The organism is Vibrio thalassae, from assembly GCF_900089835.1.
Lineage (GTDB): Bacteria > Pseudomonadota > Gammaproteobacteria > Enterobacterales > Vibrionaceae > Vibrio > Vibrio thalassae.
Genome location: NZ_OANU01000015.1, coordinates 1 through 14,029, shown reverse-complemented (window position 1 = coordinate 14,029; position 14,029 = coordinate 1). Strand labels below are relative to the sequence as shown.

Annotated in this window: 15 protein-coding genes and 1 pseudogene; 14 read left to right on the top strand and 2 right to left on the bottom strand. The window is 43.5% G+C overall.

Annotation, left to right across the window (positions count from 1 at the left end; all coding sequences use genetic code 11):
* Positions 1–56 precede the first annotated feature (56 nt).
* The 14 genes from VTH8203_RS07500 to VTH8203_RS07435 all read left to right on the top strand — a co-directional run bounded on the left by VTH8203_RS07500 (position 57) and on the right by VTH8203_RS07435 (position 13,158).
* Entirely contained in the window at positions 57–632 is a 576-nt protein-coding gene (locus VTH8203_RS07500; protein WP_158296078.1) for a Dna2/Cas4 domain-containing protein, read from the top strand.
* 4 nt (positions 633–636) lie between these two features.
* Positions 637–927, top strand: a complete 291-nt coding sequence (locus VTH8203_RS07495) for a hypothetical protein (protein WP_096993109.1) — start codon at positions 637–639, stop codon at positions 925–927.
* On the top strand, positions 924–1,112 hold the full coding sequence (locus tag VTH8203_RS07490) for a hypothetical protein (RefSeq protein WP_096993108.1): 189 nt from the start codon (positions 924–926) through the stop codon (positions 1,110–1,112). Before VTH8203_RS07495 ends, VTH8203_RS07490 begins: the two co-directional genes overlap by 4 nt.
* A 461-nt stretch (positions 1,113–1,573) precedes the next feature.
* On the top strand, positions 1,574–2,536 hold the full coding sequence (locus VTH8203_RS07485) for a DHH family phosphoesterase (RefSeq protein ID WP_096993107.1): 963 nt from the start codon (positions 1,574–1,576) through the stop codon (positions 2,534–2,536).
* Positions 2,537–2,732: 196 nt separating this feature from the next.
* Complete coding sequence (locus VTH8203_RS07480; protein WP_096993106.1) at positions 2,733–2,966, top strand: hypothetical protein; 234 nt, start codon at positions 2,733–2,735, stop codon at positions 2,964–2,966.
* Between the two features lie 180 nt (positions 2,967–3,146).
* Positions 3,147–4,298, top strand: a complete 1,152-nt coding sequence (locus VTH8203_RS07475) for an AAA family ATPase (protein ID WP_096993105.1) — start codon at positions 3,147–3,149, stop codon at positions 4,296–4,298.
* A gap of 65 nt (positions 4,299–4,363) precedes the next feature.
* A complete protein-coding gene (locus tag VTH8203_RS07470) occupies positions 4,364–5,515 on the top strand; it encodes a DUF3150 domain-containing protein (RefSeq protein ID WP_096993104.1) in 1,152 nt (383 codons plus the stop codon).
* Between the two features lie 164 nt (positions 5,516–5,679).
* On the top strand, positions 5,680–6,801 hold the full coding sequence (gene dnaN / locus VTH8203_RS07465; protein ID WP_096993103.1) for a DNA polymerase III subunit beta: 1,122 nt from the start codon (positions 5,680–5,682) through the stop codon (positions 6,799–6,801).
* 35 nt (positions 6,802–6,836) lie between these two features.
* Positions 6,837–7,217: a hypothetical protein gene (locus VTH8203_RS07460; protein ID WP_096993102.1), complete on the top strand. Its 381-nt coding sequence runs from the start codon at positions 6,837–6,839 to the stop codon at positions 7,215–7,217.
* Positions 7,218–7,441: 224 nt separating this feature from the next.
* Positions 7,442–8,794: a hypothetical protein gene (locus tag VTH8203_RS07455; protein WP_096993101.1), complete on the top strand. Its 1,353-nt coding sequence runs from the start codon at positions 7,442–7,444 to the stop codon at positions 8,792–8,794.
* Positions 8,795–8,796: 2 nt separating this feature from the next.
* Positions 8,797–10,539, top strand: coding sequence for a conjugal transfer protein TraG N-terminal domain-containing protein (locus tag VTH8203_RS07450; protein ID WP_096993100.1), 1,743 nt, complete (start codon positions 8,797–8,799; stop codon positions 10,537–10,539).
* The gene (locus tag VTH8203_RS07445; protein WP_096993099.1) at positions 10,539–12,317 is read left to right on the top strand and encodes a hypothetical protein; all 1,779 of its coding nucleotides are present in this window, start codon (positions 10,539–10,541) and stop codon (positions 12,315–12,317) included. The genes VTH8203_RS07450 and VTH8203_RS07445 overlap by 1 nt, the downstream gene beginning before the upstream one ends.
* 82 nt (positions 12,318–12,399) lie before the next feature.
* Complete coding sequence (locus VTH8203_RS07440; protein WP_096993098.1) at positions 12,400–12,603, top strand: hypothetical protein; 204 nt, start codon at positions 12,400–12,402, stop codon at positions 12,601–12,603.
* A gap of 36 nt (positions 12,604–12,639) precedes the next feature.
* Positions 12,640–13,158 carry a hypothetical protein gene (locus tag VTH8203_RS07435; protein ID WP_096993097.1) on the top strand — a complete coding sequence of 173 codons (519 nt, stop codon included), beginning with the start codon at positions 12,640–12,642 and terminating at the stop codon, positions 13,156–13,158.
* A gap of 26 nt (positions 13,159–13,184) precedes the next feature.
* Here the strand turns inward: VTH8203_RS07435 and VTH8203_RS07430 are convergent, their stop codons facing one another.
* Both VTH8203_RS07430 and VTH8203_RS24850 read right to left on the bottom strand, forming a co-directional pair.
* Positions 13,185–13,859, bottom strand: coding sequence for an EAL domain-containing protein (locus tag VTH8203_RS07430; protein ID WP_096993096.1), 675 nt, complete (start codon positions 13,857–13,859; stop codon positions 13,185–13,187).
* Positions 13,840–14,029 (bottom strand): annotated as a pseudogene (locus VTH8203_RS24850) (IS4 family transposase); the annotation flags it as partial. The pseudogene VTH8203_RS24850 and the gene VTH8203_RS07430, both read right to left, overlap by 20 nt.

Genomic DNA, 14,029 nt, shown 5'->3' with positions numbered 1-14,029 from the left:
CCGTCACTATTGTATAGGCTGTGGCGATGGTTCATTGGTATATTGGGAGTGAATTGATGATACTGGAGACTTTGCAGACTCAATTGCAGCAATATTGGCTTGAAATCCTATGGCTAGTGGCAGCGTGTTATCTCGCCATTCAAGCGCTTATGTTAGCACTAGATAAGCTTTATCTCATCGTGCGGCCATTACCTGAAACCCAATTTGGATTCAAAGGTCACCTAGTTTATTGCGATGACAAGCCGAACTCTAAGTGTTTCGTCAATCATCGTTATCAACTCAGTGCTAAACCTGATTTTATCTATCGCACAGGACGTCGAAGCTATACAGTTGTTGAGTACAAGTCGAGGAACGCGCCCGTAAAAGAGTCAGATATTAATCAGCTCATTGCGGCTGTAGTGGCGGCTCGTCCAACGTACCCTATTACTAATGCATTCGTAGTAACAAAAAAACAATCTAAGCAGATACCAATTTACAACTCTACACACGCAAACTATAAGCGGATTGCACATCTACATAAAATTGCTCGGCGCATTAAACATTCAAACTACTACCCAAAACCAAAAAAAGCGAAACAGTGTTTTCAATGCGGTTACTATGACGCTCAAAATGAGCAGTGCAAGAAGGCTTAAAATAATGGATATCAATTGGTCTACAGCGATCGTTTCCAATAAGAACATTGTGGTTGTGGAGCCCCACAATGCCAATCTATCGACACACATTCCAGAATTGGTTTCGTTAATCAAAACCAAGATTGGAGACGTGCATTTCATTGCGTTCCGACACAGCAATGGCACATGGAAAGCCATCGAAATGACTCGAGGCACGATCCGCAAGATCCACACTATTCGCGGCCAGAATCGATATGCAACAACAATGGAGATCCCGTATCTAGTTGCCAACCAATTTACTCTGGGGGCCGCATGATTATTAACATTGTTAGATACAACTCTGGTGGCGCAGAAATAGGCATTCAATCGATACCCAATTCTCAGCTGGAGAAAGAACGCGATAAGGTTATTCGAGAAGGTGGTACGTTATTAGTCGATGCGACTCATTTTGCTCTTATTGCTACAGAAGATGGAGAACGCGTGCTGGTTTGTAAAGATTAGAGACGACTCGGACTGGTATCGGAGGCCAGATCCCCTATAATTCAAAACGTGGAAGACATCCACAGCCGAACTCAGCGACAACTACTATTTTCCGTGTCCGTGTCCGTGTCCGTGTGGTTTATCATCGTCGTTCCTCTTTTTTAATACACTTTTTGCGACCCTAAGTTAGCAAATTAAAAAGTGAGTTGCATCTGATACATTCCTTAGCTAGTATCATAATTACACAAGCAAAAATCATTTGCTTCCACTTCTTTTTCAGCTTCCTACTTTCAAGTCATTTGAACGTCTACCTTGTGCAAACTAAATATCGATAAGTCTGTTCGATTATTAAGCAGTGTCCGATCTGATTTATCTATGTTTAGCTGTAAAAGGCTGACTGTCACTGCCACGTTATGTGACTCTGCAATTGTGCAGATGTGGCTCATTTACTTAGCTCGAAAGAGCACTAGTTGGAGAAAATTATGAACAATACCCAAGATCGAAACACGCTGGCTAAAATCGTGTGTAGCACTAACAACATTCACGTTATCTATCATGGTAACTGCATGGATGGTACAGCGAGCGCCTGGGCTGCGCGGTACTGGCTAAGTAAAGCCGACAAGAATCTCAGCTTTGAGAAAGGCTTTTATGGCAAGGCTGTTGACGATTACGAGATACCTGATGACACAGAGTTAGTGCTTATGGTCGACTTCTCAATGAAGTCAGCAGAACTGGATCAGATGGCAGCCAAGTTTAAGGTGGCCATCATTGATCATCACGATAGCGCGCAACGAGAGCTAAATAATGTCGCTCATCCTAATATCTTTAAGGTATTTGATATGACGGAATCGGGTGCGACGCTGACATGGCGAGTGTTTTCAGAATATGAGAATCTTAATCCTGCATGGCGAACAGACGATGGATGTCGAATCCCCACACTGTTAAAACATGTTCGAGATCGCGACTTGTGGCAATGGAAGCTAAAAGATACCAAAGCGGTTGCTTTAGCTTTAAATCATTATGGCTTAGGCATCGATGATTTTGACCACGCTTACAATCAAGAACTTGACGAACTTGTGGCTTTTGGAACACCGATGGTGCTTTACCATCAGTCAATCGTCGAAAACATTGCTTGCTCAGCAAAAGAGTTCGAAATGCTCGTAGACTCAGGTTCGGTTGTCGTACCGATAGTCACCTGCAGTCCTATGTTTATTAGCGATGTGGCTCAGGAGATCTACAACAAAATGGATGTTCCGTTTGTTCTGTTGGTAAACAGCGATCTGAAAGGTGGTTTTAAATGCAGTTTGAGATCGAAGCAGGGAACAGGCCATGTCGTGAACGGCATAGCAGAGAGCTTTGGTGGCGGTGGCCACCAGTATGCAGCCGGTTTTTATGTGACAGAAACTCAGTTTTATGAAATGGGTAGATTAGTAAAGAATGCCTGAAAAGGCTATTTTTGGAGATAAGTTAGAGAGAGGCATTGCCTCTCTCTAACCTAAAGTCCAGAGACGTAAACACACTTGTTTACGTGTCTTGATTTCTTGCTCTACGAGCAGAAACGTCACAGCCTTTAGTGACAGCGCAACGGTGCGCCTTGGTAACAATAACGAATGCTTGAAAGGGCTACTTTAGGAGAAAGATATGTTTAGCTTCAAAAACAAACCAACCAGAAACCGTCGTGACTTTGAAAAACTTTATTACTCTGTCAAAGGAATAATTAAAAATACTCATTCACGAAAAAAACAGGCGAGTAAACGTTATATGTGTTTCCGAGATAAGGAAGCCTTAGCCGATTTACAACTAGCCAAAAAATGCTTCGGCATAGGATTGGCGTATGGAAAGCAAATTTTCCAACCAAATGCGCTTAGAACTTAGGAGATAAGATAGAGAGAGGTGAGCCTCTCTCTAACCTAAAGTCCAGAGACGTAAGCACACTTGTTTACGTGTCTTGATTTTTGCTCTAAGAGCAAAAAAGTCACAGCCTTTAGTGACAGCGCAATAGTGCGCCTTGGCATTACCCACCAACCGCTCGAAAGGGCAAAATAGGAGAAAACCATGACAACAGCAACAGCGTCTGCACCAGCGAAGCAAACCAAAGGTCCAAAGCGTCACATCGAGGACTTTGAGGGCCTAAAGTTGGAATACATTCTGAAATCGGTTTCGATTGCTACACTCTTCGGGCTTGAAGATATGGCAAAAGACATCCCGTATCTGAATACAAAAATTCCGCAAAGGGTATATTTGCTACCTGGCACTGAGGAAGTATTCAAACATCCGTTAGTACCGAATGTGCAAGAGCATAAGTTCGAGCTTTCGGACATGATCCACGTCCTCATGTACGTGCTCAAAAAGTGCGGTAAAGTGCCGTATCTCTTTGGTTTGCATGGCACTGGTAAGTCAAGCACGTATGAGCAAATCCATGCACGTCTTGGAATCCCTTTAGTGAGAATTATTCTAGGGGAAGATTCTGAGGTCATCGATCTTGGGGGGCAAATGCTTCCTAACGAACAAGGCGGTATGACCATGCACTACGGCCTGCTCGTTACGTCAATGCGTAATGGGTGGTCTCTTCAAATTGATGAATGGGATTTGCTTCCAATTCGTCAACAGAAGATGCTGAACGAGGTGATCGAAAATGCTCGCTTTACGGTGGAAATCACCGGTGAACAGGTCACTGCTCATCCTAAATGGCGAGTGATGGTTACTGCCAACACTAATAATACCGGTACTGGCAATAACAACTTCATTCAAAGCGGAGGTGACTCATCTGTTAACGACCGATTTAACCACATAGAGAAATTCTATCTTACCAAAGATGATGAGAGAGAAATTCTGAAGCGATACGTTAAAAAAGTCGTTAATAAGCATCCGAAAATTGCGGACTCTATGACGCCTGCAATGATCGAGACTGCTTACGATAGTGTCATTGAACTGATGTTGACGGTAGCAGAGAGGGTTCGTAACGCACACGAAGAGTCAAAGAAGTCGCAGACTTCTCTTATGACTTTAGAGTGTACATTGAGCACTCGCTCTCTAAAAGGGTGGATAGATAACGTTGTTGCTTTAAACGAGTTCTACTTAGGCGCAACAGGTATCGATCACTCAACAATGCTACGCGATGCATTTAAAATCGCATTCGTGAATGGCGTAAGTCATGATGAACAAGAGGACGTACTTCAGATTTTGTCTGATAGCAGTTCGTTGTAATACACGTCGGCACTCATTCGGTGCCGACATTTAATCGCTCGAAAGGGCAAAATAGGAGAAATAATATGTCAGATTCAAATCAAAACTTGGAGTTAGCAAGTGTATCGGATGCCCTTAAAAGTAAAGGGTTAGCGCTTATCCAAATAAAGATAACGGGGTCAGATTTTAAAAAAGCCCTCAATTATCAAGACATTGGATTAAAGAAAGATGTCGAAGCAGAGCTCGCTTCTCTTGGTCGTAAATCGGTCTTTGAGAAGAAGTACCCAAACCTCCTGAGAAACAATAAGGAGCAGATCTACACCTACCTCGACAAAATGGGTGTGCGATTTGGTAGCTTTGGTACGTGGGCTGTACCTGTTGAACTCTATAAAGAAGTGCACCAGTTTCTTATTGATAAGCAAAATGAGCGAGAAGAAATCAAGAGCCAGCTTATTAGGAACTACGACACTTTATTAATGGAGTTTGCAGAACAGGCCGAAGAAATTCGACCTGGCTTCAAGCAGATCGTACTCGCTAATGCTTATGATAAAGCGTACATCGAGGTTCAGATTGGCATGGCCATAATGGTTCAAGATGACGTGATTGGAGGGATCGGGCTGAGCGCAGTCGATGGTATGGTCAAGCTCGCTAAGGGCTACGAGCATGAGATGATGAAAGCTGCGAAAGCAGCCAATTCACGGCCAAAAATCACGCGCTTTACCCGCTCGAAGCTAGAAGAAATGAGAGATTACTGTATCAGATTTACGTTTTTAACGAACGTACTTCAAGATGCAGCAACCCTCATAGAGCAAACGATCAGTATCTTGCCGCAATCGGTAGCAAAAAATGAAAATTATGACAAGGCAACATCTATCGTCATGACAACATTGAAGCTACTGGCAACCCCCGATGAACTGATGGGTATTGTCGTTGGTGACGCTGCAGGAAAAGGCACTTCAGAGTACATTGATGAAGCGGATGTCGTCGATATGGACGCATCTGAATTTATCAATGAGACAAGCGATGCGACCGATGAGGTAACTTCGGAGTTTATCAGTGATACAGATGATGTCACCGATTTAGTAGCATCTGAGTTCATTGGAATTGAAGATGTGGAAAAGGAGACGTCTCAGTTTCTTGACTTTGACGAGTCGTTTTTCGACCAAGAGCTGGAATATGATTCAGGAACAATCGATCTAAACAGCGATGAGTTTTATGAAGACGACATAGTTCAATAACATAACTAGCCCCCTTTCGGGGGCTCGTTATTCAACGAGTACACATACTCATACGTTCTCGTATCGGTATGTCTACTCCGGTAGATTAGCAACATGGTGAAAGTTGTGGGCATTGGCCTTATCCATCAAAAACGAAAGCTCGAAAGAGCAAACAAGGAGACAACATGAAAATTGAAGTAACAGCAGCAATGCTAATGAATGCCATTGGTTTTGTGGCAATCAATGAACGCGCAGTCGATGACGTCACAGGCTTTATCGATCAGGTGTTTATTAAAGTTTCGAACAACAAGATGCAACTGACTCGATATGGTTTGAGTATCCAAAAACACTCAAATCTCATCGAGTGCGAGTCTTCGGAAGACGAACTACTCTTTCAAGTGCAGTACGATACGCTTAGAGATGTGATTACGAATATCTCAAAGCGCTTTGAAAATTGTTCACTAACTTTGAAGTCGAAAACTGCACTGGTCATTCAAGCAGGTCGGGTAAAGACAGAGCTTAAGGTTACCAACCTTAATCCTCCTGAAGACGATCCTGAGACTTTAGATAGAAATCTGGTCCTCGATGCTGAGGAGCTACAACGCATCATCAAGGTGGCAAAAATCGCCGCTGCAAGGCAAGACGTACGCTATTACCTCAATGGTATTTGCTTATGTTCTGATGAGCAGGGGACGCTACGTGCGATTGGCACCGATGGCCATAGACTATCTATAGCCAAAACCTCGTATGTGAGTACCACTTTGCAGGAGAACAGCATCATTCTGAGTAACGATGCTATCACCTACATTGAAGATATTCTGAAGTTGGCTAATAGTGGTGACATTGGTATCGAGTTCAATAGCGCGAGTTTAGCGATTCAGCTTCCGAACGGTGCGAGTCTCACGACAAAAATCATTGATGGCAAGTATCCAGACTGGCGACGTGTTGTTCCCATGAAAACGGAGAACAACATTATGCTCAGGCGAGAAGAACTTCTTGAGTCTTTGCGTTCTGCGCTACCGATGACACCGGCCAAGTTTCATATTGGCAAATTGTCACTGAAGGATAACTTTTGTGGCATCAAAGCTAAGAACGACATTGGTGAGTACGAAGATGAAGTCGAGGCGGCTGGCGAAGACATTACAACGATCGATATAGGCTTTAACTTTGATTATGTGATTGCTGCGCTTCAAGTCATTAAATCGGAGAACGTTATCTTTGGCTTCAATGATGGTAAAACGGCTACAACTATGTTGGATGCTGAAAATCAACAAGGAGTACAGGTGTTAATGCCTGTTCGAATCTAGTTAATCGCTCGAAAGGGCAATATTAGGAGATAAACATGACGATAGAAATTATCAGACTGACTCGTTATGAGCTGATCTCTGAAATAGCCGAGAAACTACATAACGCGAGTAAAGAGGACCTGTTGCGAATTTCGGAACACCTCTTTGGAATTAAACTCAACCCATGTGGTGCAGCTAATGGGACTGTGTTCATTACCAATTTGGATATGGTAAAGCACACTCCTTTAGTCAAGTACGGTCAATCACAAGATCAACAAGTTAACGAGGTGATCAGAAAGGTTATGGCGTTGCCTAATCTATCGATTCACCAAAAGCGCGTTAGAGCAAGGCTCAAAATGGCAGAAATAGGTATTTATCTGCCTCAAGCGCAGTTTGAGCAAGAATTTCTCAAAGCCTCGGAGGTGCGAAATGTTTAATCATGCGCCCTTCTTAGTAAAGACGAAAACGGTGCAAGCGATACAACGTCGCGCTCGCCAACGACTGTTGAGAAAGAAGAAAAATAACTCATAACCTAAAACCACAATAACGATTTTGTTATTGTGGTTTTTTTTTACCGCTTTTAGGGCAGCGGAGAAAGGTAGACTATTTTGACATGAGCTTTATAGAGAGTAGTGAACTGGCATCTCGATAAGGCTAACTAATGCAAGTAGTGTCCAAGCTGTGTCTATTGTTTGTTGTAGCGTCAGCTACTAACGTTTCTGCATCGACTGTAGCGGAAGCGAATAAGACCGATATGAAGCTGTTTTTCTCTGCTTCTACACCGACCGATTACAATGTTACTCCGCCACCTATACCGGACTTGACGCTCCTTTCCGGCAAAGTGAGTCTTCCCACCTCGTGTAAAGGCAATCTTGGCCTCTCTATCTCGAATGCCTTCACCGATGGCACACTAAAAAAAATCTACGAGAACTTCGACAATATAATACGCCAGCTAGCCTCCACCGACGGGGCTATTTTCATGGCCACGCTCTACATTTCCAAATCTAATCCGAACCTTTATCAGTTGATACAAGAAGGGTTAGATTTAACCATGACTGACTTCCTTTCGGCCATGGGAAGCTGCACGACAATGGCTAACTCGTTAGTGGAGTTCGTGGGTGAGCCACTGATTGAAATGCAGAGCAAAACTAAGCTAAATAAAATCATCGAAGCCAACGCCGCCACCGCGTTAGACCAAGATTGGAATCACATGAGGGTAGAAGATGTGGTCAAGGGTGGACTCGATGCAGCTGCGGATGCTGGATTCGATATTTTTGGAGTCTTACAAGGAGGCAAGAATCAACCTGCAATTGATCTGATGCAAAACGTGGTGACTTACGGTTACTGTATTTATCGAGGTTTGACACAATCTGAATGTCGGCAATACTACGACCAAAACAATGGCTCGCAACCAGCACCTAACGCGTCGGAGGCATATAAGTCCGTCATTGGTAACGTAAACAATAACAAGCAGATCGCTGAAATCATTTTAGGTAATAGTCACATATCCGTCTGCAACGGATGTGAAAGTATCGAAGTCCAGCCGTATGGCGTTCAATCTTACATTAGCCAAGTACAACAGATGATTGCCACAAAGATTCGCGTACTAGCCAACAGAGACATCAATACGCTAAGCAGTGAAGACTATCAATCTGTGGGTCACGAGCCAGTGATTCGTGTCGATGCCAACTATTTTAGAAACCTAACAACGTTAGATGGCGATAGAGAAATTTACGAAATGTATGTGATGGGTTGGGCTTATGATATCGCTTATCAACGTGCATGGTATGCAATGGATGCTATAGAAAATAGTGTAAAAGCGCTATTGACGGAAACTGATATTGAAAAAGCAGGCTTAATTCGTCAGTACGAGTTTAAGTTAGAGACGCTTGATAAAGAGCGTAAGAGACTAGAGAAGCACTCTGAAAATAACAACTATGTACCGAAGATGTACGTTAAACGCTTATTGTCAGCTCAGAAGCAACGCTCATCTCATGCAACGTTGAGTTATTAACAATGGTTGCTGTACAAGAGTCATACGCTCAAGCCATTTTACCCTACGCGATCAACCTTTCAGAACGGGTCTTTGATATCTTCAATGGGCTCGGTCTGGTGTTTGTTCCGTTTGTTGTTATGTTTGTCATTACATTTATGGAAACGCGAGCACAAGGATTGGATGAGGGCTCTCCTGGCATCAATGCGATAAAAACCGCAGAAAAGAACTTTTGGCCAATGCTGATCTTGCTTATTTTATTCGTCATCCCGATGGGAGAGGTGGGTAGCAAAGCAAAATTCACAAAATTCCAGTGTAGTGGTTCAGAGCAAGGTTCTACACGTAATGCTTTGTACCGTATTGGACCAGAGCTAGGCGAACTAGGTCAAGAGCTTGCCGGTGAAAACGCCCGACTGCCTCTTGCAATTGGCCTTTCCAACAACGTATCGGTAGGTATTTCAGAAGCGTTATCCAGTCAGATCGCCTGCAACAAAACGAAAGATACGATGGAGGCTGAGTTAGACAAAGCGCTGATAGAAGTCAAGGATCAAAACTTGGTCAGCAATCTGAGACTCATGGCGAGCTCATGCTACGGACCAGCACAAGGTAGGATTGCAACAGGGATATCAAACCATACAACGAAATTAGCTAATCCATACAGTAAAGAAAAAAACTACTTTTTCGGTGATAATTTGAGGTTAAGCTATCGGGGGCTTGTCAATTCGACCCCTCAGCAGCGCTTGACGTTAAGAGTATCCAAGTCTGAATACGTGGGTAACATTAAGTCGGAATATTATCCGGACAATTTTGAACCGAACTCGAATAACTCGACGCATTACTACCAATTAGTCAACAATGGTTATCAAACCCAGAATAGTTATCAAACCCAGAATACAACAAGTGAATTACTGATTGGATGTGACGATGTGGCCAAAGACATGAAGATGGCCTTAGAAGCTTACATTCAAAATGACAGCAATCATCTGCAAGCGATAGATCGAATCGCTCAATCCTATTCAATTTTTCCGCAAGCAATGGCGGATGGTACGCTAAAAAATCTGACTAAAGATGATGTTTTCAACTCTTACCTGCACCAAGCCTTCCTCGACGCAGTGACCGGAAAAAGAAGCGTTATCGTGCCAGGGACGCCGCACGAGACAACCATCCTCTCTCAAGCTTGGGAATTGGTACGAGATGGGGTGAGAAATACGGCAGTTGGTTCAGATTTGGATACCAAATCGTTTGTGAAAGAGCGCTTAGTGAATATAGGCATGGGAATGTCAATGTTTGAAAAAGCCGCAGAACGCACCAATCTTTACCTTATTTTACCTCTTTTCATCACAATAATAACAGCGGTGGTCTATGTGGCGTCTCCGTTTCTATTTGTTATTAGTGGTTACAGTTGGTCACTCGCCATGAACATTCTCTTTGTTCATTTCTATTTGGCGATGTCGCATTACATGCTTAATCTCGCGTTATTTGTATCGGATTTGCTCTGGCTATTGGCAGATAGCGCCTACGGCTACGTGACACTAAAAAACGCTGGCTTAGCACTGCACTATATGGCTCTGAGTGCTCCTGTTGTGGTGTTGCTCTGTTGGACTATGGTCTGTGTGGCTGCAGGACTTAACCTCGGTCCATTCCTTGTTGGATTGTTCACTGTGAATGCGGCTGCGGCTGCAAAAGCGGGAACGGCCCTCACGAAACAAGCGCTGACTCGCGGAGCAAGTGGCACTATGGACACAAATAAAAGGCAAATTGGCTAATGAACTTAACGACAAACGATCCAAGCGGTCTTTTTCTACTGCCGCTTAGCAGTATGGCTTCTCAAAGCGTGTGGGACATCTTCAATGGCCTTGGCATTGTTTTTTTGCCATTTATTGTGATGTTCGTGGTGTCCTTTTTGGAAGCTCGAGCACAAGGACTCGATGAGGGTTCTCCTGCGGTCTTGGCGATAAAGAATGTTGAAAAAGGGTTTTGGCCGATGCTCTTAGCGATCATGATGGTGGTAATGCCGACAGGAACGGTTTTGAACATGAAATACGCACAATATTCGTGCATGGATAACCCATCGTTGACATCAAGTGATCTGTTGCAGACGAATAGCATTGATACGCAAACGCTGCAAGCGTTGGGTATTGCCAGTACGTCACCGTCGATGGTGGCAGGTATAGTTCACACACTTTCGACAGGTATAAATAGCGCGTTAACGTCAGGTTTAGCGTGTACCAAGGGAGCATCAAAAAAAGAAGTTTCTACGTTTGTTAGAGATCAAATACCAAGTTCAGAAGCCGTGTATCGCTCTGTGTTAACGTTTAATAACCAATGTTTCGCACTGGCATCAGCAGAAGCTCAAGAAGCGATGGCGCAAGGCAAAAATTTTAGAAGTAACACAAATAATCTCAATGGCTGGAGTTTCAGAAAGCCCGATTTTGATCCTCAAGCGACGTTAATGCACAGCGTCTATAACGGAACACACATTGTCGGAGAGAGTCGGGGTAAGTTGACGATGGAGATCCCAAATACGTGGTTTACTCCATCGTTAGCAGGTCAGACAAAGAGTTGTGCCACTATGAGCGAGGCTCTTTATAATAAGCTTAAAAGTGACGTTCTGGCCCAAGCCAATTATCAAGAAAAATCAGCGAATATGTTGGCATACGTGAAGATGTTCAATAGTTCAGCAACACAATCACAAGTTCTTCACGATCTCACGCTAGCGGTCTATAACAACGCACTGACCACCCCAGAGGGCTCTAAGCGTTGGTTTGGAGAAGCAACTGAAGGCAGCACATCGTGGTTTGGTTACTCGATCCCCTCGCTTATGGGCGGCTCAATTGGAATTGCCGCTAATTACTTAAACGATGGTGTCGATTGGGTGAAAAGCTTATTTATGGATGAAGAAAGTACTGAGTCGACGACAACGATGACGCAGGCACTGACGAACGCAATGGTCACGGTTGGCGCATTGTGGAACAATTTAATCGAATCAGGAAAAGCACACGCGGTAACACTAATAGGGCCGATATTAGTAGTGCTGTCGCAAACCATTCTAATGATTGCATTGCCGATATTAATGATTTTATCGGGCTATTCTGGAAAGTTTTTATTCAACTGGGTACTACTGTATTTCTCTGTTTCTGTTGTACCATTTTGGCTTAATTTATCGACGCATTTGGAAACCATCCTGTTGTCACTTTCGGATTACTCTGAATCATTGATCACTCACGCAGACAATATATCGAATAGAACTGACATGCAGATGTACCTCATCTCTGCAACTAGCGCGACGTTCGTTTACCTTATCCCTGTTGTGTGGGTGATGCTGGTGCAAATGGTTGGCAACATTGCGGCCTCATCATTTATGACTATGATTGCTGGCGCGGCGGTGGTTGGTCAACAAGGCGGTGAAATTGCAGGAAATATGGGTTCGAAAATCGCAGATGAAACCTCCCGTACGTTCCGTGGAAAATCAAATGACGGCGCGGGAGAATCGTGGGATATGCCGCCGACAAATTATGCACCCGGAATCGGACACGATAAATAATGGAGACATTATAAAATAAATGTCAAAGTCTATAAGACGTTATGGCTATACGGTACATTGAACTAGACCAATAGGAACGCAGATGAATAAGAAAATTACAGGACGTTTATTGTTATTGTGTGTGGCTATTTTCACAACGGCCATAGCTTTGTTTGTCAGTCAGTATGTGGCACCTGAATATAAGTTAGTTATAACGCTGGGCGTCACTCCATTATTATACGCAGCGTTCATTTTCGCGCTGCGGCAGGCAAAGGTCATTCGAATTATTGGAGTTGACGATAGATAAAAATTGACTGTTAAATTAAACGGAGTAATGCCAAGTATGGAAGATAAAGAAATTAGATTCACAGAAACATATAGCATCAGCAAAGCTGGAGACTCTGAAGAACTATGCCAGATAACATTTGATGTTCGAAACTTTTATTCAACTAAGGATAACCTTTTCGTCAGTGAGGTGAGAGTAGAGCACAGCGGTCACAACCCACTTATCGAGCACTTCAAATTTCAAGTTTTCAACGGCCAAGTTAACACCTTTCATATTGAAGACTTCATACTGCCAGAACGCCTGAGAGGATTCCGAATCGGCATGTTCGTCTTGAATAAGGTATACGGATTACTAAGCGATGAAGTGAAACGTGCTGCGCCACGCGTTGGAGGAACACTGGTTGCGCAAGACAACAAGCCGAATCGAGATCGCATGTATCAGAGGCTAATTGGCGATGACATTCAACATCCACTTGCTCGATTTGATGTTGATAAAAACGGTGAAGGTTACTTTTCGGGTGTCTTTTTAGACGTCGGTGAATCATGGAAGCAATCCATTACTGCAAAAGAAATCTAGTCTAATACCCCACCACAGTATCTCTTCTAGCCCAATTTAGCTTCCATGGAAAGTAGGTCAAGGGGATGGGATAAATAAAAGCCTTGAGCGAAGTTAACTCCAGCTTTGATTAGGGCTTTCAGCTCGTCAACGGTTTCTACACCCTCAGCAATTAACTGACAATTGAAATACGGCACGAACTCTACAATGTGTTGCATCAAAAGACGTTTTCTAGGATCGCAATCTATTGCGTGAATGAACTGTCGGTCTATTTTTACTTGTTGCAGTGGTAAGGTAAACAATCTGTCATACGAGGCCGCTTGAGCTCCGAAATCATCCAACGAAGTTTTGATGCCTATGGCGTTGAGCTGTGCCAATACAGAACTCAGTGCGCAAAGATCACTGTTAGAAAAACTTTCGGTCACTTCCAATGTTAGCATATCGTTCGGATAAGCCGTTTCACGAATGATTTCATTCAGCTTTGAAATAGAGTCTGTTAGCAGTATTTGAGCGCAGGAGAAGTTGAAATTTAATGGGATTGGCTTTTTAGCAAAGAACTGCAATGCTTGTTGAATAACAGAAAGTGTGATGTTACGGCCGAGTTCATGGTCAGCAGTAGCAAACAAGGTTGACGCTGTTCCATTTAGTTGCTTATGTGGCCAACGTGTTAACAGCTCAAAGCCTGAGGGATCCCCACATCTTTCACCGGAACTCTGCCGCACTTATCGCTTTGAGGCCTCCTACGGCTAAGGCCAGATCCTTCACGCTAAATGAGTAAGCTTCTCTTCCTATCAACTCTTTACCGAGAAAAAAGTAGGAAAGTACCCGGCGTGTTCGAATGGTATTTGCTTGAAAATCCTTGTAGTAACCTTTGATATAAGCGACCTTACCT